Raw genomic sequence first — 18,618 nt, 5'->3', positions numbered from 1 at the left:
GGTGCGAAAACCGGCGCTGAGCGCCTGAAATCGCACCGAAATCGCGCGGGCGAGCGAGCCTGGCACCCTTGAGGGGTGCAAACGTTCTGCGGGCGCCCCGTTGCGCACGATCGGGCGCTGATCATGGCGATCGTCAATCGCACGCCCGACTCGTTCTACGACCGCGGCGCCACGTTCGCCGACGACGCCGCGAAGCAGGCCGTGCACCGCGCGATCGAGCAGGGCGCCGACGTGATCGACGTCGGCGGGGTCAAGGCCGGACCGGGCCGGGCGGTGGACGCCGACGAAGAGGTCGCCCGGGTGGTGCCGTTCATCGAATGGCTGCGTGGCGCCTACCCGCAGCAGCTGATCAGCGTCGACACCTGGCGCTCAGCGGTGGCCAAGCAGGCCTGCTCCGCAGGCGCCGACCTCATCAACGACACGTGGGCCGGGGCCGACCCGAACCTGCCCGACGTCGCCGCGGAGTTCGGCGCCGGTCTGGTGTGCTCGCACACCGGTGGCGCAGCGCCACGCACCCGCCCGTTTCGGGTCAGCTACGGCCACACCACCCGCGGAGTCGTCGACGAGGTGATCGCCGAAGTGAGCGCCGCAGCCGAGCGGGCGGCGCAAATCGGCGTGCCGCGCGACCGAATCCTCATCGACCCGACCCATGATTTCGGCAAGAACACCTTCCACGGGCTCGCTTTGTTGCGCCATGCGGAAGATCTTGTTAACACCGGGTGGCCAGTGCTCATGGCGCTGAGCAACAAGGACTTCATCGGGGAAACTTTGGGTGTGGGTCTGACTGAACGCCTGGAGGGCACGCTGGCCGCGACTGCACTAGCAGCGGCGGCCGGGGTGCGGATGTTTCGAGTGCACGAAGTCGGCGCCACTCGGCGCGTGCTGGAGATGGTCGCGGCGATCCAGGGTGTGCGCCCGCCGACGCGCACGGTGAGGGGACTGGCATGACGACTGCTCCGGAATTGACCGAGGTCACCACCGTCGACAAGTGGCTGGCCGAACGCAGCTGGAACCGGCCCAGCTGGACCGTGGCCGACTTGCAAGCCGCCAAGGCGGGCCGCACGGTCTCGGTGGTGCTGCCCGCGCTCGACGAGGAAGAGACCGTCGGCGGCGTCGTGGAGAGCATCGCGCCGATGCTCGGCGGGCTGGTCGACGAGCTGATCGTGCTGGACTCCGGCTCCACCGACGACACCGCGATCCGCGCCCTTGCGGCCGGCGCACGGGTGTTCAGCCGTGAGCAAGCGGTACCAGAGCTGCGGCCGCAGCCCGGCAAGGGTGAGGCGCTGTGGCGTTCCCTGGCTGTCGCCACCGGCGACATCGTCGCGTTCGTCGACTCCGACTTGATCGACCCCGATCCGATGTTCGTGCCGAATCTGATCGGACCGCTGCTGACCGCCGACGGCGTGCACCTGGTCAAGGGCTTCTACCGCCGCCCGCTGCGGGTCAGTGGCCGAGAAGACGCCAACGGCGGCGGCCGGGTCACCCAGCTGGTCGCCCGCCCGCTGCTGGCCGCGCTGCGGCCGGAGCTGTCCGCGGTGTTGCAGCCACTCGGCGGCGAGTACGCGGGCACCCGCGAACTGCTGACGTCGGTGCCTTTCGCGCCGGGCTACGGCGTCGAGATCGGCCTGCTCATCGACACCTACGACAAGCTCGGTCTCGATGCGATCGCGCAGGTGAACCTCGGTGTGCGGGCGCACCGCAACCGGCCGCTGACCGAACTTTCCGCGATGAGCCGGCAGGTGGTGGCCACGTTGCTGTCGCGCTGCGGCGTCAGCGACTCCGGGGTGGGGCTGACGCAGTTCTTCGCCGACGGTGCCGACCTCACCCCGCGCGTGTCGGAGGTGTCGCTGGCCGACCGCCCGCCGATGAACACGCTGCGGCCGTAGCGGTTGCGCCGATGGCAGGATCGGTGACGTGACGCTGATCCTGCTCTACCTGCTGGTACTGGTGCTCGTCGCCGGGCTGCTGTTCGTGATCGCCAGCGCGGTGTTCGGCCGCGGCGAGCCACTGCCGCCGCTGCCTCGGGCCACGACCGCCACCGCGCTGCCTGCATCCGGCATCACCGGCGACGACGTGGACGCGGTCAAGTTCACGCAGACCCTGCGCGGCTACAAGACCAGCGAGGTGGACTGGGTGCTCGACCGGCTCAGCCGCGAGATCGAGCTGCTGCGCGGGCAGGTCTCGGCGTTGCAGGCCGTCAATGGCAGCGATGAGCCTCTCGGGCGAAGAGCAGAAGGCAGCGATGAGCCTCTCGGGCGAAGAGCAGAAGGCAGTGATGAGCCTCTCGGGCGAAGAGCAGAAGGCAGCGATCCCGAGCCGACACGTGATTGACGACGGGCGCGTCCGCTGCCCGTGGGCGAACAGCGGCGGCGCGCACGCGACGATGTACCGCGACTACCACGACTACGAGTGGGGCCGCCCGCTTCATGGCCGCGACGCACTGTTCGAGCGAATGTCGTTGGAAGCGTTCCAAAGTGGCCTGTCCTGGCTGACGATCCTGCGCAAGCGGGAGAACTTCCGGCGGGCATTCTGCGGCTTCGCCGTCGAGAAGGTGGCGCGCTACACCGACCGCGACGTGGCGCGGCTGATGGCGGACACCGGAATCGTCCGCAACCGCGCGAAGATCGACGCGACGATCAGCAACGCACGCGCGGCCGCGGACCTGGACGTCGATCTGTCCGATTTGCTGTGGTCGTTCGCGCCGTCGGGTTCGCGGCCGCGGCCGGCCACGCCCGCCGATGTGGCGGCGCTTAGCCCGGAATCCACTGCGATGGCCAAGGAGTTGAAACGCCGCGGATTCAGGTTCGTCGGCCCCACCACGGCGTACGCGCTGATGCAATCCACCGGCATGGTGGACGACCACCTGCAGTCGTGTTGGGTGCCGCCTGCGGGGTCTTTGCACACCAACGCTCGCCGATAAGGAACAATGGGGGCGTGAACGTGCAGTCTGGAGGGAGCGCTCGATGGCCGCGATGAAGCCCCGGACCGGCGACGGTCCATTGGAAGCAACCAAGGAGGGGCGCGGCATCGTCATGCGAGTACCGCTGGAGGGCGGTGGCCGCCTCGTGGTCGAACTCACCCCCGAAGAGGCCGCCGCGCTGGGCGACGAATTGAAGGGCGTCACCAGCTAACTCACGCTGTTGCGCTCCTCGCGTGCGCGGCTCACGAGCTCACCTTGCGGTAGATCTGCAGCGTCTGTTCGGCGATGTGAGTCCACGAGAACTCGTCGATGCACCGTTGCCGGCCCGCCCGGCCGAACTGCTCCGCACGCGCGGGGTCGGCGACCAGTGAGTTGACGGCGTCGGCCAGTCCGACCTCGAAATCCGAAGGCGCGCCGGGGTCGTAGTGCACCAGCAACCCGGTCTGGCCGTCCGCCACCACTTCTGGGATTCCGCCCACGTCGGAGGCGACCACCGCCGTCGCGCATGCCATCGCCTCCAGATTGACGATCCCTAGCGGCTCGTACACCGACGGACATACGAAAACCGTTGCGGCGGAGAGTATTTCGCGAACCTTGCCGATCGGCAGCATCTCGCGCACCCAGAACACGCCGTGACGTGCCCGCGACAGGTTCTGCACGGCCTCGGTCACCTCGGCGGCGATCTCGGGCGTGTCGGGTGCGCCCGCGCACAACACCAGCTGCACGTCGTCGGCGAAGCGGTGCGCAGCCGCCAACAGATGCGCGACCCCTTTCTGGCGCGTGATGCGGCCGACGAACGCGACGATCGGCTTGCCGAGGTCCACACCCAAGTCCGCGAGCACCGATTCGCCGGGCGCGGGCGGGGCGGGGTGCCACACGTCGGTGTCGATCCCGTTGCGCACCACATGCACCCGGCTGGGGTCCAGCGCGGGATAGGTGGCCAGCACGTCGTCGCGCATGCCAGAACTCACCGCGATCACCGCGTCCGCCGCCTCGATCGCGGTGCGCTCCACCCACGACGACACCCGGTAACCGCCGCCGAGCTGCTCGGCCTTCCATGGCCGCCGCGGCTCGAGCGAATGCGCGGTGAGCACGTGGGGGATGCCGTAGAGCAGGGCAGCCACATGGCCGGCCAGCCCGGTGTACCAGGTGTGCGAGTGCACGACGGTGGCGTCGTACGCGGCGTTGGCCATCACCAAGTCCGCTGACAGCGTGGATAGGGCCGGATTTGCGCCGCGCAGTGCAGGATCGGGCTGGTGAACGAATGCGCCGTGCCGCGGAGCGCCCATGCAATGCACGTCGACGTCGCATAGTTTGCGCAGCTGCGCGACGAGCTCGGTGACGTGCACGCCGGCGCCGCCGTAGACCTCTGGCGGATACTCCCGAGTCATCATCGCCACCCGCATGATCTGAACGTAGTGCCGCTCGGCGGCCGATGTACAACGCCGTCCGCTCTGGCGTTTGGAGCCCCCTAAAAGGGGGGAATTCTGGTGGCACTCAACAGTGACCGATAGGTTTGTCCCATGAGGGAATTGCCACATGTGCTGGGCATTGTCCTCGCCGGTGGAGAAGGCAAGCGGCTGTATCCGTTGACCGCAGACAGGGCAAAACCGGCAGTTCCCTTCGGGGGCGCCTACCGGCTCATCGACTTCGTGTTGTCGAACCTGGTGAATGCCAGGTATCTACGGATCTGCGTACTCACGCAGTACAAGTCCCATTCCCTGGACCGGCACATCTCGCAGAATTGGCGGCTTTCCGGTCTGGCCGGCGAATACATCACGCCGGTGCCCGCGCAGCAGCGGCTGGGCCCGCGCTGGTACACCGGCAGCGCTGACGCGATCTACCAGTCGATGAACCTGATCTATGACGAGGACCCCGACTACATCGTGGTGTTCGGAGCCGACCACGTGTACCGGATGGACCCCGAGCAGATGCTGCACTTCCACATCGAAAGCGGAGCGGGCGCCACGGTGGCGGGCATCAGGGTTCCGCGGGCGGAGGCAACGGCGTTCGGCTGCATCGACTCTGACGAGTCGGGGCGCATTCGCAACTTCATCGAGAAGCCGGCCGACCCGCCCGGCACGCCCGACGATCCCGACCAGACGTTCGTGTCGATGGGCAACTACATCTTCACCACCAAGGTGCTCATCGACGCGGTGCGCGCCGACGCCGACGACGACACCTCCGATCACGACATGGGCGGCGACATCATCCCGCGGCTGGTGGCCGACGGGCGTGCGGCGGTGTACGACTTCGCCGACAACGAAGTGCCCGGCGCGACCGAGCGCGACCGCGGATATTGGCGCGACGTCGGCACGCTGGACGCGTTCTACGACGCGCACATGGACCTGGTGTCGGTGCACCCGATCTTCAACCTGTACAACAAGCGCTGGCCTATCCGCGGCGAGTCGGAGAACCTGGCGCCGGCGAAATTCGTCAACGGCGGCTCGGCGCAGGAGTCGGTGGTCGGCGCCGGCAGCATCGTGTCCGCGGCATCGGTGCGCAACTCCGTGCTGTCGTCCAACGTCGTGGTCGACGACGGCGCGATCGTCGAAGGCAGCGTGCTGATGCCCGGCGTGCGGGTGGGCCGCGGCGCGGTGGTGCGGCACGCGATCCTGGACAAGAACGTCGTCGTCGGGCCGGGCGAAATGGTGGGTGTCGACCTGGAACGCGACCGTGAACGCTTCGCGGTCAGTGCTGGCGGCGTGGTGGCCGTCGGCAAGGGCATCTGGATCTAGCTGGCTGTAGGCGCCGTCACCACACGTACGGCACCAGACGGTAACGGACGTCGTTGGTGTATTCGCGGTAGCCGGCGAGCCCCTGTTCCAGTGCCCGCTCCTCGTCGAAGATCCGCATGACGAGCATCGCGACGGCCGGCACGAGGGTCAGCAGTGCCCAGTAGGAGCCGAGCGCCAGCGGCATGCCTGCCGACATGATCAGCGCCCCGGCGTACATGGGGTGGCGGACGACGCGGTAGAGCCCTGTGCTGACCAGCTGTTGTCCGTCTTCGATGGTGATATTTGCTGCGGCATAAGCGTTTTGGATGACCACCAATTGCGACACCGAGAAACCCGTCGCGACCAGGACGTCACCGGCGATCACCGCCCACAACGGCACCGTCGACCAGCCGAACCGGTAGTCGAGCGCGCTGATCACGATGCTCGCCAGGCCCGAGACGAACACGCCCGTGACGGCGATCTTCTGGATTGTCCGGGTTTCGGCCGCAGGTCCGGCATGCATGCGGCGCTCCAACGCAGCCGGATTCGTCGCGAGCAGATAGATGGCCGGCACCACTGTGCATACCATGAACACGGCGATGAAAACCCATGCCTGCCAATACCGTAACGTCCCGGCGGGAATGAACAGCAGGGCGCCCAAGCCCACCAGTCCCAGCAGCGACGTGGTCGCGGCGCGAGCGGCAACCATCGTGCTCACACGCGTAAATCCCTGCGCCTGAAGGCAATTGCGCCGAGCACAGTCAGCACAAGATCGAGTACCAGCAGCCACACCAGCGGCGTCGCGGTGAAGGTACCGGTGCCCACGAGCGGGATCTGCCCGAACGGCTCGAGGTTCAGCAGCCACTGGGGGAACCCCGACAACGACCCGATCAGGTAGAGCGCGATGAACGCCACCAATACGCCCCAAGCCACCGGCGTGGAACGCGGAACAATCCCGAACAGTGCCACCGTGACGGCCGCCGACAGCCACACCGCAGGTATCTGCACGGCGGCGGTGCCCAGCACGAAGGACAACTTCGCGCCGATGTCGCCGGCCGCTGCGCCGTAGGTCACGCCGGCGACCAGGCCCGTGATCATCAGTGCAGCCGCCGACCCGAGCAGCGCAATGCCGAAATGGCTTGCCAGCCAACGTGTTCGGCTCACTGCACCGGCCAATAGGGTCTCAGCGCGGGTACTCGACTCCTCGTTGTGCAGCCGCAGGGTGAGCGAGATCGCGAACGCCGACGCCACCATTGCGAGCATGGTGAATGCGACCGCCATGAACGCCTGCTCGAGCGCTCCGCTGCCACCGAGGCGCGCCACGATCTCGCGCGCCGACGCACTGCCGAGCTCGTCGCCGATGCCGTGCACGACGCTGCCGACCACCAGCCCGTATAGGCCCAGTCCGATCGTCCACAACGCAACCGCGCCGCGGTCGAGCCGCCAGGCCAGACTCAACGGCCCGCGCAACCACGGCCGCGCCTCACCAGGGCCGGGCCGGTCGGCGATCAGGCCGGCGCCTACGTCGCGCCGGGACAGCAACCGGTAGGCGACGAGCAGCAGCACCGCGGTGGTGGCCAGGTGCAGTGTCAGTACCCAGAAGCGGTCGCCGGCATATGGCCGCACCTGCAGTGACCAGCCGAGCGGTGACAGCCATGACATCGCCGACGCTCCGGCATCGCCGACGGCGCGCAGTGTGAAAGCGGCTGCCAGCACGGCGAACGCAGCACCGCGCGTGAAGCGGGCACTCGGTGACAGCTGCGCGGCGACGCCGGCCACCGCAGTGAACACCAACCCGGAGCAGGCGAGTGCGAGCCCGAATGCCAGCGAACCGGTCGCCGGCACATCGGTGGTGAGCAGCCCGGCAAATCCCACGAGACCGGTCAGAATCGACGCACCCGAGGCCAGGATCAGGGCGGCGGTCAAACTCGCGTACCGGCCGACTGCTGTGGAGTCGATCAACTCCGTGCGGCCGTTCTCCTCGTCGCCCCGCGTGTGGCGGATCACTGTCAGGATGACGGCCACCGCGATCAGCGTGTGGAACATACCGGCCTTCCAAATCCCCACGGCGCCAAGGTTGTCCGCGTAAATTGCCCCGTAGAGCGCCCGCTGGGCGGGGCTGGCCATGATCGTTGCGGCGAACGCCGCTCGGTCTGCCTGACTGGGATAGACCGCCGCGATGCTGCCGACATACACGGTGGCCAACGGCACCGACAGCAGCAGCACCCACAGCGGCAGCACGATCCGGTCGCGGCGCAGGTACAACCGCAGCAGAGCACTGGTGCCAGAGAACAGCGAGCCGCTTGGCAGCTCGTGTGCAGGGTGCGGACGCTGCAGAGTCGCGGTGCTCATGCGCTCACCTTCTGCGCTTCGTCGTCGACGTTGTAGTGCCGCAAGAACAACTCTTCGAGCGTGGGCGGCTGACTGGTCAGACTGCGTACCCCGGCGTTGCCGAGCACCCTGACCAGCTCACCTAAAGCCTCGGCGTCGACCTGGGCTCGTATCGTGTTGCCGTCGACGGACACGTCTTCGACCCCGTCGATGCGGCTGATGTCGCCCGGGTCGCCGATCATCTCCGCCTTGATCGAGGTGCGGCTGAGGTGACGCATCGAGTCCAGCGTCCCGCTCTCCACGGTCTTGCCGGCGCGGATGATGGTCATCCGCTGGCAGAGCGCTTCTGTCTCCCCGAGGATGTGGCTGGACAGCAAAATCGTGGCGCCGCGCTCGCGCGCTTCGCGCACGCATTGCTGAAAGACGTTCTCCATCAACGGGTCCAGCCCACTGCTCGGCTCGTCGAGGAGAAGCAGTCGGGCGTTCGACGAGAACGCCGAAACCAGTGATACCTTCTGGCGGTTGCCTTTCGAGTAGGTGCGCGCCTTCTTGTGCGGGTCGAGCTCGAAGCGCTCGATGAGCTCGTCGCGGCGCTTGGCGTCGATGCCGCCGCGCATGCGGCCCAGCAGGTCGATGATCTCACCGCCGGTCAGCGAGGGCCACAGCGTGACATCGCCCGGCACATAAGCGATTTGGCGGTGCAGAGCGACCGCGTCGGTCCACGGGTCGCCGCCGAGCACACGCACCGTGCCGCCGTCGGCTCGCACCAGGCCCAGCAGGATCCGGATCGTCGTCGACTTGCCGGCGCCGTTGGGTCCCAGAAAGCCGTGGACTTCACCGTCGTGCACTGTCATCTCGAAGCCGTCGAGCGCGCGTACGGTGCCGAAGTTCTTGGTCAGCCCGTGGATCTCGATAGCCGTCATCCGACTTCTCCTTGCTTGTCCAGTTGTTCTCGTTGCGCCACGAACGCGTCGAACATCGTGGTGTCGGTCAAGAGCCCGTGCGAATAGACCTCCAGGGCCGGCAGGATCATTTCCTCGCCGTAGTCGTGCAACACCGCGGCCATGTCTGTCGGCTTGTCATGCATCTGCAGATACATCAGGAACGCGCCGCCACCGGTCATGGCAAGGAATTTCGCGCGGGCCTTCGGGTCACGGCTGGGCTTGATGGTGCCGGCTTGCACACCTTCTTCGATGTATTGCTCGGCGTTGTCGATCATCCGCTGCCAGAACGCCTTCGCGAGCGGGGTGCCGGACTGCAGGCTGCGCACCAGATACGCCATCATCGGCGCGTAGGACTCCATTTCGGCGACCTGCGCGAACCAGGTCGCGGGATCGGCCGACCGCAGCGACTCCGATTTCATGCTGCGGACCTCCTCGGCGATGTAGTCGTCGCAGGCCTTGCGCAGACCGTCTTTGGAGCCGAAGTGGTGGATCACCAGTGCAGCACTGACACCGGCCGCTTCGGCGATGGCGCGCAGGCTCATCTGAAAGCCGTGCTGGCCCCACTGCTCGATGGCTGCATCGCGGATTTTCGCCGCCGCGGTCAGGTCGGCTGAACGCATGTTCAGGATACTAAACGTGCGTTCAGTCCGCCGTCAAGGATGATCGGGCGTCGTCGCAATGTGGGGGAAACGCCCCACGGGCAGCACCCTCGGTGTCACGCTGTCAACACCAGGACGAAGTGGGGGTGAGATGGCCACACCATTGCAGGGGAGGGCGCCGCACACTGTGTCGGCGCTGCTACGGATGCTGAAGGTGAACCATGCGTCCGCCGAAAGCCAGGCGGCGGCACTGCGAAACTGGTTGCGCGCCAACGTAGCTGGGCCCGCGTTGCGTCTGAGCCTGCTGGCCAATGGCTACGGGGACATCTTCGACGAGGCCGTCGGTCGGCTGCCGCGTCACGCGCACCACGCGACCAAGTACTCGGCCTGACGAATTCAGTCCCGGGCGGCGATCAAGATGCCGTCGCCCAGCGGCACCAGCACGGGGGTCAGCCGCTCGTCTTCGGCGATCAGGCGCGCCGCCTCGCGCACCGCGGTCACCTCGGGGTCGGCTGCCTCGGGGTCGCCCGCGCGGCCGCCGAGTGCCGCGCGATGCACCACGATCGCGCCGCCGGACCGCAGCAACCGGACGCCCTCGGCAATGAACTGCGGCTGGTCGATCGGATCAGCGTCGACGAAGACGAGGTCGTACGACTCGTCGGCCAGCCGCTGCAGAACCTGTTGGCCCCGGCCCGCGATCACGCGGGTGCGTGACGGGGCGATGCCCGCCTCGTTGAACGCTTGCTTGGCCAGCCGCTGGTGCTCTGGCTCCACATCGATGGTGGTCAGCACGCCGTCGTCGGCCATGCCGCTCAACAACCACAACCCACTGACACCGGCACCGGTGCCCACCTCGGCGACCGCCTTGGCGCCCGACAGCCGCGCCAGCACGGAAAGCAGCGCACCCACCGCTGGGGTGACGGCGCCGGCGCCGGCGTCGACCGCGCGCTCTCTGGCGGCGGCGACAATCGGATCCTCCGAGATCGAGCCCTCGGCGTGTCCCAGGATTCCAAGCTGCGAGGCGACCATGCCCGCAGCGTAGAGCCAAAACCCGCCGGACCCGGGCAGGCGCGCCAGAGAACCGACACGCCCGGTTCTCGGCACCAATCTCGCCCGGATTCGCCCAGCCAGCGGCCCTCGGGACCGGCTTTCTCAGGGAAACTTCAGGTACCTCATATATCGGGCACACCGGCATGGGGAACGGTAGGCGGATGGCTCACCCAGGCTGGCTGTTCGGGAATAGCTCCGACGGCATCGACGTTGGCCGCTACGACGCATCATCGCCGGCGCCAGCCGGCAGCGACGAATTGCCGGCGCCCGCCGGCTCGGACCTGGAGGATCTCACGACCCGCACGCTAGCCCCGACCGTGGTGCCGCCTGCAAGCATGACGCATTTCGAGCGTTCCTTCGATTCCGGATGGGTGGAGGAACCCGACGAGCCCCAAGGCACCGCGGTGTTCGACGCCACCGGCGACAAGAGCACCATGCCGTCGTGGGACGAGCTGGTGCGCCAGCACGCCGACCGGGTGTACCGGCTGGCGTACCGGCTGTCCGGCAACCAGCACGACGCCGAAGACCTGACCCAGGAGACGTTCATCCGGGTGTTCCGTTCGCTGCAGAATTACCAGCCCGGAACCTTCGAGGGCTGGCTGCACCGCATCACCACCAACCTGTTCCTGGACATGGTGCGCCGGCGCGCGCGGATCCGGATGGAGGCGCTGCCGGAGGATTACGACCGCGTGCCCGCCGACGAGCCGAACCCGGAGCAGATCTACCACGACGCCCGGCTGGGGCCGGACCTGCAGGCCGCGCTCGATTCGCTGCCGCCGGAGTTCCGCGCCGCGGTGGTGTTGTGCGACATCGAAGGCCTGTCGTACGAGGAGATCGGCGCGACGCTGGGCGTCAAGTTGGGCACCGTGCGCAGCCGCATCCACCGGGGTCGCCAGGCGCTGCGCGACTACCTCGCCGCACACGGCAGCACCGAAGCCCCGGCCGCCGAATCTGTCTGAGCGCCGTGACCCGCGCTACATTCGAGGGTGCCACGTCCGCCAGAGGAGGGATCATGGCCGATCCAGGGCACGTGTTCAGGCGCGTGTTCTCAAGGCTGCCCTCGCCGTTCGCCTCGCAAAACGACGCGCCAGTCGGCCCCCGCCAATTCAGCTCTACCGAGCACCTGTCCACTGAGGCCATCGCCGCGTTCGTCGACGGGGAACTGCGGATGACGGCTCATCTGCGCGCCGCCAACCACCTGTCGCTGTGCCCGCAATGCGCGGCCGAGGTCGAAGGCCAGCGGCAGGCCCGCGCCGCGTTGCGTGACTCGCGGCCCATCCACGTGCCCACCTCGCTGCTGGGCGCGCTGGCGCAAATCCCGAACCTGTCCGAGGAACCCGAGGATGAGCCGGGCGGCACGGCCACCGACGAGTCAGGCATGCCGCGCGGTCGTCGTAAGCGCCGGTAGGGTGGACAGCACTTCACAGGCCATGAGCGCATCACGCGACGGACACCACAGTGCGATCAGCGCCCCGCCATGGCACGCCGTCCGCAGGCCCGAAAGAGGAGCCCGTTGAGCCCCGACAAGCACAACACCGACACCCCTGACGGCAGCCCGCCCCCCGGCTCGGGCGACGGCAACGTGTCCACCCGCCTGGCCCCCCGGCCGATCTCGCGGCCTCCGGTCGATCCTGCCGCCAGCCGCGCGTTCGGCCGCCCGGCCGGCGTCGCCGGCTCGTTCCTCGGCGCCGACAAGCATCGCGACCAAGGCGAATTCACCCCGCGCAACGCCCCGCCAGACCCGGTACTGGCCGAGGCGTTCGGCCGCCCCTACCCGGGTGTCGAGTCCCTGCAGCGCCACCCCGCCGACGCGGGTGCGCTCGACGGCGAGCGCGACGACGAGACCGATGCCGCCGAGGACCCGTGGCGCGACCCGGCCGCGCCGGCGTCGCTGACCGCGCCGGCGTTGCCGCAACCCCGACCGGTCGCGGCGAGCGGCGACACTGGCAAGCTCGGCGTGCGCGACGTGCTGTTCGGCGGCAAGGTGTCGTACCGCGCATTGGCGGTACTGGCGGGCATCGCGTTGGCGATCGCGTTCATCGGCGGCTGGGTGGGCCGCAAGACCGCCGAGGTGGTCGAGGCGTTCACCACGTCGAAGGTCACGCTGTCGACCAGCGGCAGCCAGCCGCCCGAGGGGCGGTTCGCGCAAGTGGCCGCCGCCGTGGCCGACTCCGTCGTCACCGTCGAGGCGCTCAGCGACCAAGAGGGGTCTCAGGGCTCCGGCGTGGTGGTCGACGGCCGCGGCTACATCGTCACCAACAATCACGTCATCTCGGAAGCGGCCACCAGCCCGAGCCAGTTCAAGATCACGGTGGTGTTCAACGACGGCAAGGAGGTGCCGGCCAACCTGGTCGGCCGTGACCCCAAGACGGACCTCGCGGTGCTGAAGGTCGACAACGTCAACAACCTGACCGTCGCCCAGTTCGGGGACTCCGACAAGGTTCGCGTCGGCGACGAAGTGATCGCCGCGGGTGCGCCGCTCGGCCTGCGCAGCACCGTCACGGCAGGCATCATCAGCGCGCTGCACCGGCCGGTCCCGCTGTCCGGCGAAGGGTCCGACACCGACACCGTCATCGACGCCCTGCAGACCGACGCGTCGATCAACCACGGCAACTCCGGCGGTCCGCTGATCGACATGAACTCTCACGTCATCGGAATCAACACCGCCGGTAAATCGTTGTCGGACAGCGCAAGTGGGCTCGGCTTCGCGATCCCGATCAACGAGGCGAAAGACACCATCGAGGCGCTGATCAAAGACGGCAAGGTCGTCCATCCCACGCTCGGCCTGACGGCCCGCTCGGTCAGCAACTCGGTGGCGTCCGGCGCGCAGGTGGCCAACGTCAAGGCCGGCGGACCCGCCGAGAAGGGCGGCGTTCTCGAGAACGACGTGGTGGTGAAGGTGGGTGACCGAACAGTCGCGGACGCCGACGAGTTCGTGGTCGCGGTCCGTCAGCTCAAGATCGGCGAGCCGGCTCCGATCGAGGTGGTGCGCGACGGCCGGCACGTGACGCTGACGGTTACTCCAGCGCCGGAAAGCTGATGTTCGCCAACATCGGCTGGGGCGAGATGCTCGTGCTGGTGGTGATCGGGCTCGTCGTGCTGGGTCCGGAACGGCTCCCGGGAGCCATCCGCTGGACCGCCAACACACTGCGCCAAGCCCGCGACTACGTCAGCGGCGCCACCAAGGACCTGCGCGACGAGCTGGGGCCCGATTTCGACGAACTGCGCGAGCCGCTCGCCGAGTTGCAGAAGCTGCGCGGCATGTCGCCGCGTGCGGCGTTGACCAAGCATCTGCTCGACGGCGACGACTCGATTCTCACCGGCAAGTTCGACAAGTCGGCCGATGAGCGCTTGCGCGAAGAGCAAAAATTCCACCTGCCGCCGGACACGCCGACCACAAAGCCCGAAACCCGTAGCGGCGCAACGCCTTTCGACACCGACGCGACGTAGGCGCGCTCAGCGGCGGGCGGTGTCGATGCCCAGCGACAGGCCGGCCAGCCCGCGCCGGCGCGACGCCAGCGTGTCGGCAACCTTGCCGAGTTCCTTGCCGGCCGGCGAATCCGGCGCCGACAGCACCAGCGGCACGCCCGAATCGCCGGCGGTCACCAGCGCAGGATCCAGCGGCACCTGACCCAGCAGCGGAATCTCCGCGCCGACGGCCCGGGACAGCCGTTCGGCCACCTGGCGGCCACCGCCCTCGCCGAACAGCTGCATCGTGGACCCGTCAGGCATCAGCAGCCCGGACATGTTCTCGACCACCCCGACGATGCGCTGACGGGTCTGCAACGCGATCGCGCCGGCGCGCTCGGCCACCTCGGCGGCCGCCGTCTGCGGAGTGGTGACCACCAGGATCTCCGCGGTCGGGATCAGCTGGGCCACCGAGATCGCGACGTCGCCGGTGCCCGGCGGCAAGTCGAGCAGCAGCACGTCCAGGTCACCCCAGTACACGTCGGCGAGGAACTGCTGAAGCGCGCGGTGCAACATCGGGCCGCGCCACACCACCGGGGTATTGCCTTGGGTGAACATCGCGATCGAAATCACCCGCACGTCGTGGGCGACGGGAGGCAGGATCATCGACTCGACCTGCGTGGGCCGGTCGGTGACGCCCATCATCCGCGGGACCGAGTGACCGTAGATGTCGGCATCGAGCAGCCCGACGGACAGGCCCCGGGCCGCCATTGCCGCCGCCAGGTTCACCGTCACGCTCGACTTGCCCACGCCGCCTTTTCCGGAGGCGACGGCATACACCCGGGTCAGCGAGCCGGGCTGGGCGAACGGAATCACCGGTTCGCGTTCGTCGCCGCGCAGCATCTTGCGCAGCTCGGTGCGCTGCTCATCGGTCATCACGTCGAGGCTGACCCGGACCGCGCCGGTGCCGGGGACGTCGGTGACGGCTCGGGTGACCCGCTCGGCGATCTCGGTCTTCTTCGGGCAGGCCGCGGTGGTCAGGTAGATCTCGACGTGCACGCCGCCGTCCGGCTCGATCGTGATGTTCTTGACCATGCCCAGCTCGGTGATAGGCCGGCGCAGCTCAGGATCGATCACCTTGGCCAGCGCTGAGCGCACGGCTGCCAACGTCAGGTCGGTGGGGTTTTCGGCCATCGCCGACGAGTCTACGGGCCGACCTCGGTTCAGCTGGCTGGGCCGGGCAGCGGTCCCGTCGACGGCGCCAACGCAGCGGCCGGCGGCTGTTCGGCAGGAGCGGCGGGAGCGGGCGCGGGTGGCGCAGGCATGCCCGGCCACGGCGGCATCGCGGGTGCCGGTGCTGCGACGACGGGCAGCGGCGCAGCGGGACCCGGCAGCGGTGCGGCCGGCGCCGGGCCGGGAAGCCCGACCGGCCACTGGCCAGCCGGCGCCATCCCGGGCAGCGGCGGCCCGAACGGCGTCGCGGTCGGCGGTGTGACGGCGGGCATGGAGTTGGGGCCGAAGCACACCAGCGTCGGGCAGGCAGGCGGTTGCTCCGGGTACTGGCTGGGGTCCATGCCCGGCGGTAGCGCGGGCATCTGGTTGGCGACCGACGTGTTGCCGAAGTTGACCAGTTGCATCTGGGTCATCGGGTCGCCCATCGGCAGACCCAGCACGTTGAGCGGCAGGCCGGGCCCGAGCCCCTCTGGCATGGACCCCTGTGCGCCCTCCAAGTGTGCGTCACCCATCGGCGGAACCGGTCCGGTGATCGGCGGCAGATCGACGGGCACCACGCCGGTCGCATATGCCGCGGCCCAACCCAGGACGTTGCGGGCATACGGCATCGAGTTGTTGTAGCGCAGGATCGCGCTCAGCACCTGCGACTGGTCACGCAGGTTCAGCCCGCCGCTGCACAGGTAGCGCGCCGCGGCCAGCGAAGAGTCGAACAGGTTCTGCGGGTCGGCCTTGCCGTCGCCGTCGCCGTCGGACGCATAGCGGGCCCAGGTGCCCGGCAGGAACTGCATCGGGCCCATCGCGCGGGCGTAGGTCGGCTGACCGCTGGGCGCCATGCTCTGCACGATCACCTCGTTGCCCGGCAGCGATCCGTCCAGCGTCGGGCCGTAGATCGGGCGCACGGCTGTACCGCGGGCGTCGGTGGCGCCATTGTTGGCGTGCAGCGACTCGATGCGCCCGATGCCGGCGAGCAGGTTCCAGCTGACGCCACAGGCCGGCTGGGCCAGCGACATCATCCGCTCGGCGTTGCGGTAGGCGGACAGCGCCATCGACGGGATGCGAAGCGCGCCGGGCGAATTGACGACGACTGCGGGCGGCGGCGCGGAGATCGACGCGGCGGCCACGCGGAAGCTCGACGGCGGGCGGCTGACCTGGACCACCGACGGGCCGGAGATGTCACCGCGGTTGGGCACCACCGCGGCCAGCGTCATCACGTTGGCGTCCTGGGTGGGCGGATGCACCAGCGGCGCCGGGTTCGGCGCCGCGGCGACAGCGCCGGCGAACACCACCGGCGCGACAACGATCAAGGCCGTCGCAGGCGTGCGAGCGGCCCGGGTAACCCGTCGGCGCGCCCACTCGAGGGCGTTGCGAGCCCCGGAGCCTCCCCCTTCGTGCACTCACACCGTCCTGACGTCGTCGGGCCTGTGAACTGAATCACCATACCTATTCGGAAACGAGATGTATGCACATTGGTCACTGTGAAATCTCCCGCACCAAAGCGACTCGCCGTGATCTCCCCGGCTACGTAGCCCGCTTCGCCCGCCGCTCGGCGAGATCGGCCTTGGCCGCGGCCTCCGGCTGCGACGAATCCGCCAGGGACTGCTCGATGACTTCGCGCAGCTCGTCGAGCTCGCGGCGAAGATAGTCGCGGGTCGCCACTTCGCCGATCGCCAGGCGCAGCGCCGCCAGCTCACGGGCCAGGTACTCGGTGTCGGCCTTGGTTTGGGCGGCTCGTCGGCGGTCCTCGTCGAGCGCCACCCGGTCGCGGTTCTCCTGCCGGTTCTGCGCCAGCAGGATCAGCGGCGCGGCGTAGGCGGCCTGCGTGGAGAACGCCAGATTGAGCAGGATGAACGGGTAGGGGTCCCAGCGCCAGCGCACCGCGCCGAGGTTCAGCCCGATCCACACGATCACGATGATCGTCTGCCACAGCAGATAGCGGCCGGTGCCCAAAAAACGCGCGATCGACTCGCTGAACCGCCCCACCGCCTCGGGATCGAACGAAGGCGTCAAGCGGTGCCGGTAGGGCCGTGGGGTGTCGAGCCGCTGACGCGCCGACGCCGTGCTGACGGGGCGATCCGTCTGCGCTTCTCGCCGGCTGCTCATGTCACCCCCTCAGCGCTCGACGAGAGTTCGGGTTCCTCGAATTGCAGGCGCCAGTCGTCAGGCAGCAGGTGGTCGAGAACGTCGTCGACGGTCACGGCGCCCAGCAGGTGGTTCTGGTCGTCGACCACCGGCCCGCAGACGAGATTGTAGGCAGCGAAGTAGCGGGTCACCGCCGCCAGCGACGACTCGGGGGCCAGGCTCGGCAGGTCGGTGTCGACCATGCCGCTGACCAGCGCCGCCGGGGGTTCACGCAGCAGTCGCTGCAGATGCACGCAGCCCAGATAGCGGCCGGTCGGGGTGGCGGTCGGCGGCCGCGCGACGAACACCAGCGACGCCAGCGCCGGCGTCAGATCCGGGTCGCGGACCCGGGCCAGCGCTTCGGCGACAGTGGTGTCCGGCGCGAGCACCACCGGATCGGACGTCATCAACCCGCCCGCGGTGTCAGGGGAGTGGCTCAGCAGCCGGCGCACCGGCTCCGAGTCCTCGGGGTCCATCCGACGCAGCAGCACCTCGCGATCGACCGGGTTGATCACCTGCAGGAGGTCGGTGGCGTCGTCAGGATCCATCGCCTCGAGCACGTCAGCCGCGCGTTCGGTGTCCAGCTGCATCAGCAGCGCGCGCTGCTCGCTTTCGGACAGCTCCTGCAGCACGTCGGCCAGACGTTCGTCGTCAAGGGCGTTGATCAGCTCGACGCGGCGCTTGGTGGGCAATTCGCGGATCGCTTCGGCGACCTCGATCGGGCGCTGGTCCTCGAACTGGTGCAGCAGCTGTGCCACGCCCTGCCCGGGCAGCGCCAGCGCCGACGGCGTGAGGCCCTGCACGTGCTGCCAGTCGACGACGTAGATGTTGCTGCGCCGTCCGAGCCGGCGCGGGCTGCGCACCGCGACCTTGGTCACCACCCACTCGCGGGTACGCGTCTGCTCTACGCCCAGATCCACGACCACGACGTCCATGCCGGCCAGCTGCTCGAGTTCGGGATCGGTGACCCGCACGCGGGTCTCGACCACCTGGCCGAGCACCAGCACCTCACCGGGGCGCTGTGCGAACCGGCGCAGCGACACATTGGCCGTGGTGAGCGTGACCGCATTCGGCTCGATCGCGGTCACCCGGGTGATCGGAACGAAAATCCTTCGGCGCGTGAGCAATTCGACGACCAGACCCAACACGCGCGGCTGCTGGCGGACGATGCTGATGCTGATCACCACATCGCGCACCCGGCCGATCGACTCGCCGTCGGGGCCGAGCACGACCATGCCCGCCAGCCGAGCCGCGTACACCCTGTTCACCGCAGCCATGACTGCAAGGGTAGGAGTTAT

The 18,618-nt window shown here is 68.6% G+C and carries 21 protein-coding genes; 11 read left to right on the top strand and 10 right to left on the bottom strand.

What is annotated here, in order from left to right:
* Positions 1–123: 123 nt before the first annotated feature.
* Genes folP through AC5Y39_RS11620 form a run of 5 tightly spaced genes read left to right on the top strand, consistent with a single transcriptional unit; the run spans position 124 to position 3,131 of the window.
* Positions 124–948: a dihydropteroate synthase gene (gene folP / locus AC5Y39_RS11640; protein WP_500018848.1), complete on the top strand. Its 825-nt coding sequence runs from the start codon at positions 124–126 to the stop codon at positions 946–948.
* Positions 945–1,886 carry a glucosyl-3-phosphoglycerate synthase gene (locus AC5Y39_RS11635; protein ID WP_500018719.1) on the top strand — a complete coding sequence of 314 codons (942 nt, stop codon included), beginning with the start codon at positions 945–947 and terminating at the stop codon, positions 1,884–1,886. Before folP ends, AC5Y39_RS11635 begins: the two co-directional genes overlap by 4 nt.
* A 28-nt stretch (positions 1,887–1,914) precedes the next feature.
* Positions 1,915–2,331, top strand: a complete 417-nt coding sequence (locus AC5Y39_RS11630) for a DivIVA domain-containing protein (RefSeq protein ID WP_500018721.1) — start codon at positions 1,915–1,917, stop codon at positions 2,329–2,331.
* Positions 2,324–2,920: a DNA-3-methyladenine glycosylase I gene (locus tag AC5Y39_RS11625; protein ID WP_500018850.1), complete on the top strand. Its 597-nt coding sequence runs from the start codon at positions 2,324–2,326 to the stop codon at positions 2,918–2,920. Before AC5Y39_RS11630 ends, AC5Y39_RS11625 begins: the two co-directional genes overlap by 8 nt.
* A 43-nt stretch (positions 2,921–2,963) precedes the next feature.
* The gene (locus AC5Y39_RS11620) at positions 2,964–3,131 is read left to right on the top strand and encodes a DUF3117 domain-containing protein (protein WP_003931055.1); all 168 of its coding nucleotides are present in this window, start codon (positions 2,964–2,966) and stop codon (positions 3,129–3,131) included.
* Between the two features lie 31 nt (positions 3,132–3,162).
* Here AC5Y39_RS11620 and glgA read toward each other — a convergent pair whose 3' ends face one another.
* On the bottom strand, positions 3,163–4,326 hold the full coding sequence (gene glgA, locus AC5Y39_RS11615) for a glycogen synthase (RefSeq protein ID WP_500018723.1): 1,164 nt from the start codon (positions 4,324–4,326) through the stop codon (positions 3,163–3,165).
* A 117-nt stretch (positions 4,327–4,443) separates the two neighbouring features.
* Between glgA and glgC the strand changes: the two genes are divergently transcribed.
* On the top strand, positions 4,444–5,658 hold the full coding sequence (gene glgC / locus AC5Y39_RS11610; RefSeq protein ID WP_500018725.1) for a glucose-1-phosphate adenylyltransferase: 1,215 nt from the start codon (positions 4,444–4,446) through the stop codon (positions 5,656–5,658).
* Between the two features lie 16 nt (positions 5,659–5,674).
* Here glgC and AC5Y39_RS11605 read toward each other — a convergent pair whose 3' ends face one another.
* From AC5Y39_RS11605 to AC5Y39_RS11590, 4 genes are read right to left on the bottom strand one after another with little or no spacing between them, the layout of a single operon-like run.
* Entirely contained in the window at positions 5,675–6,346 is a 672-nt protein-coding gene (locus tag AC5Y39_RS11605; protein ID WP_500018852.1) for a methyltransferase family protein, read from the bottom strand.
* 5 nt (positions 6,347–6,351) lie between these two features.
* Positions 6,352–7,989 (bottom strand): ABC transporter permease, encoded by a 1,638-nt coding sequence (locus AC5Y39_RS11600; protein WP_500018727.1) that lies wholly within the window; start codon positions 7,987–7,989, stop codon positions 6,352–6,354.
* Positions 7,986–8,891, bottom strand: a complete 906-nt coding sequence (locus tag AC5Y39_RS11595; protein ID WP_500018729.1) for an ABC transporter ATP-binding protein — start codon at positions 8,889–8,891, stop codon at positions 7,986–7,988. Before AC5Y39_RS11595 ends, AC5Y39_RS11600 begins: the two co-directional genes overlap by 4 nt.
* Positions 8,888–9,532: a TetR/AcrR family transcriptional regulator gene (locus AC5Y39_RS11590; RefSeq protein ID WP_500018731.1), complete on the bottom strand. Its 645-nt coding sequence runs from the start codon at positions 9,530–9,532 to the stop codon at positions 8,888–8,890. Before AC5Y39_RS11590 ends, AC5Y39_RS11595 begins: the two co-directional genes overlap by 4 nt.
* Before the next feature lie 130 nt (positions 9,533–9,662).
* Between AC5Y39_RS11590 and AC5Y39_RS11585 the strand changes: the two genes are divergently transcribed.
* The gene (locus tag AC5Y39_RS11585) at positions 9,663–9,902 is read left to right on the top strand and encodes a hypothetical protein (RefSeq protein ID WP_500018733.1); all 240 of its coding nucleotides are present in this window, start codon (positions 9,663–9,665) and stop codon (positions 9,900–9,902) included.
* Positions 9,903–9,907: 5 nt separating this feature from the next.
* On the opposite strand, the gene AC5Y39_RS11580 is transcribed toward AC5Y39_RS11585, so the two are convergent.
* On the bottom strand, positions 9,908–10,540 hold the full coding sequence (locus tag AC5Y39_RS11580; RefSeq protein WP_500018735.1) for an O-methyltransferase: 633 nt from the start codon (positions 10,538–10,540) through the stop codon (positions 9,908–9,910).
* A gap of 164 nt (positions 10,541–10,704) precedes the next feature.
* Between AC5Y39_RS11580 and sigE the strand changes: the two genes are divergently transcribed.
* The 4 genes from sigE (at position 10,705) to tatB (ending at position 14,011) form a co-directional block, all read left to right on the top strand.
* The gene (gene sigE / locus AC5Y39_RS11575; protein ID WP_500018736.1) at positions 10,705–11,520 is read left to right on the top strand and encodes an RNA polymerase sigma factor SigE; all 816 of its coding nucleotides are present in this window, start codon (positions 10,705–10,707) and stop codon (positions 11,518–11,520) included.
* Positions 11,521–11,573: 53 nt separating this feature from the next.
* On the top strand, positions 11,574–11,969 hold the full coding sequence (rseA, locus tag AC5Y39_RS11570) for an anti-sigma E factor RseA (RefSeq protein WP_500018738.1): 396 nt from the start codon (positions 11,574–11,576) through the stop codon (positions 11,967–11,969).
* Positions 11,970–12,074: 105 nt separating this feature from the next.
* Complete coding sequence (htrA, locus tag AC5Y39_RS11565) at positions 12,075–13,601, top strand: serine protease HtrA (RefSeq protein WP_500018740.1); 1,527 nt, start codon at positions 12,075–12,077, stop codon at positions 13,599–13,601.
* The gene (gene tatB / locus AC5Y39_RS11560; protein WP_500018741.1) at positions 13,601–14,011 is read left to right on the top strand and encodes a Sec-independent protein translocase protein TatB; all 411 of its coding nucleotides are present in this window, start codon (positions 13,601–13,603) and stop codon (positions 14,009–14,011) included. Before htrA ends, tatB begins: the two co-directional genes overlap by 1 nt.
* 6 nt (positions 14,012–14,017) lie before the next feature.
* Here tatB and AC5Y39_RS11555 read toward each other — a convergent pair whose 3' ends face one another.
* The 4 genes from AC5Y39_RS11555 to AC5Y39_RS11540 all read right to left on the bottom strand — a co-directional run bounded on the left by AC5Y39_RS11555 (position 14,018) and on the right by AC5Y39_RS11540 (position 18,597).
* A complete protein-coding gene (locus AC5Y39_RS11555) occupies positions 14,018–15,163 on the bottom strand; it encodes an Mrp/NBP35 family ATP-binding protein (RefSeq protein WP_500018743.1) in 1,146 nt (381 codons plus the stop codon).
* Positions 15,164–15,192: 29 nt separating this feature from the next.
* The gene (locus tag AC5Y39_RS11550) at positions 15,193–16,596 is read right to left on the bottom strand and encodes a lytic transglycosylase domain-containing protein (protein ID WP_500018745.1); all 1,404 of its coding nucleotides are present in this window, start codon (positions 16,594–16,596) and stop codon (positions 15,193–15,195) included.
* Positions 16,597–16,720: 124 nt separating this feature from the next.
* Positions 16,721–17,302: a DUF1003 domain-containing protein gene (locus AC5Y39_RS11545; protein WP_500018747.1), complete on the bottom strand. Its 582-nt coding sequence runs from the start codon at positions 17,300–17,302 to the stop codon at positions 16,721–16,723.
* Positions 17,299–18,597, bottom strand: a complete 1,299-nt coding sequence (locus AC5Y39_RS11540; protein WP_499909793.1) for a magnesium transporter MgtE N-terminal domain-containing protein — start codon at positions 18,595–18,597, stop codon at positions 17,299–17,301. The genes AC5Y39_RS11545 and AC5Y39_RS11540 overlap by 4 nt, the downstream gene beginning before the upstream one ends.
* Positions 18,598–18,618 lie beyond the last annotated feature (21 nt).

Source organism: Mycobacterium sp. NGS39, assembly GCF_059812765.1.
This window is presented reverse-complemented; position numbering and strand designations above follow the sequence as displayed.

Excerpts from the sequence above, each read along its gene's own strand:
- folP (WP_500018848.1), top strand. The coding sequence starts at position 124 with ATGGCGATCGTCAATCGCACGCCCGACTCGTTCTACGACCGCGGCGCC.
- AC5Y39_RS11635 (WP_500018719.1), top strand. The coding sequence starts at position 945 with ATGACGACTGCTCCGGAATTGACCGAGGTCACCACCGTCGACAAGTGG.
- AC5Y39_RS11620 (WP_003931055.1), top strand. The coding sequence starts at position 2,964 with ATGGCCGCGATGAAGCCCCGGACCGGCGACGGTCCATTGGAAGCAACC.
- glgA (WP_500018723.1), bottom strand. The coding sequence starts at position 4,326 with ATGCGGGTGGCGATGATGACTCGGGAGTATCCGCCAGAGGTCTACGGC.
- glgC (WP_500018725.1), top strand. The coding sequence starts at position 4,444 with ATGAGGGAATTGCCACATGTGCTGGGCATTGTCCTCGCCGGTGGAGAA.
- AC5Y39_RS11605 (WP_500018852.1), bottom strand. The coding sequence starts at position 6,346 with ATGGTTGCCGCTCGCGCCGCGACCACGTCGCTGCTGGGACTGGTGGGC.
- AC5Y39_RS11600 (WP_500018727.1), bottom strand. The coding sequence starts at position 7,989 with ATGAGCACCGCGACTCTGCAGCGTCCGCACCCTGCACACGAGCTGCCA.
- AC5Y39_RS11595 (WP_500018729.1), bottom strand. The coding sequence starts at position 8,891 with ATGACGGCTATCGAGATCCACGGGCTGACCAAGAACTTCGGCACCGTA.
- AC5Y39_RS11590 (WP_500018731.1), bottom strand. The coding sequence starts at position 9,532 with ATGCGTTCAGCCGACCTGACCGCGGCGGCGAAAATCCGCGATGCAGCC.
- AC5Y39_RS11585 (WP_500018733.1), top strand. The coding sequence starts at position 9,663 with ATGGCCACACCATTGCAGGGGAGGGCGCCGCACACTGTGTCGGCGCTG.
- AC5Y39_RS11580 (WP_500018735.1), bottom strand. The coding sequence starts at position 10,540 with ATGGTCGCCTCGCAGCTTGGAATCCTGGGACACGCCGAGGGCTCGATC.
- sigE (WP_500018736.1), top strand. The coding sequence starts at position 10,705 with ATGGGGAACGGTAGGCGGATGGCTCACCCAGGCTGGCTGTTCGGGAAT.
- rseA (WP_500018738.1), top strand. The coding sequence starts at position 11,574 with ATGGCCGATCCAGGGCACGTGTTCAGGCGCGTGTTCTCAAGGCTGCCC.
- tatB (WP_500018741.1), top strand. The coding sequence starts at position 13,601 with ATGTTCGCCAACATCGGCTGGGGCGAGATGCTCGTGCTGGTGGTGATC.
- AC5Y39_RS11555 (WP_500018743.1), bottom strand. The coding sequence starts at position 15,163 with ATGGCCGAAAACCCCACCGACCTGACGTTGGCAGCCGTGCGCTCAGCG.
- AC5Y39_RS11545 (WP_500018747.1), bottom strand. The coding sequence starts at position 17,302 with ATGAGCAGCCGGCGAGAAGCGCAGACGGATCGCCCCGTCAGCACGGCG.
- AC5Y39_RS11540 (WP_499909793.1), bottom strand. The coding sequence starts at position 18,597 with ATGGCTGCGGTGAACAGGGTGTACGCGGCTCGGCTGGCGGGCATGGTC.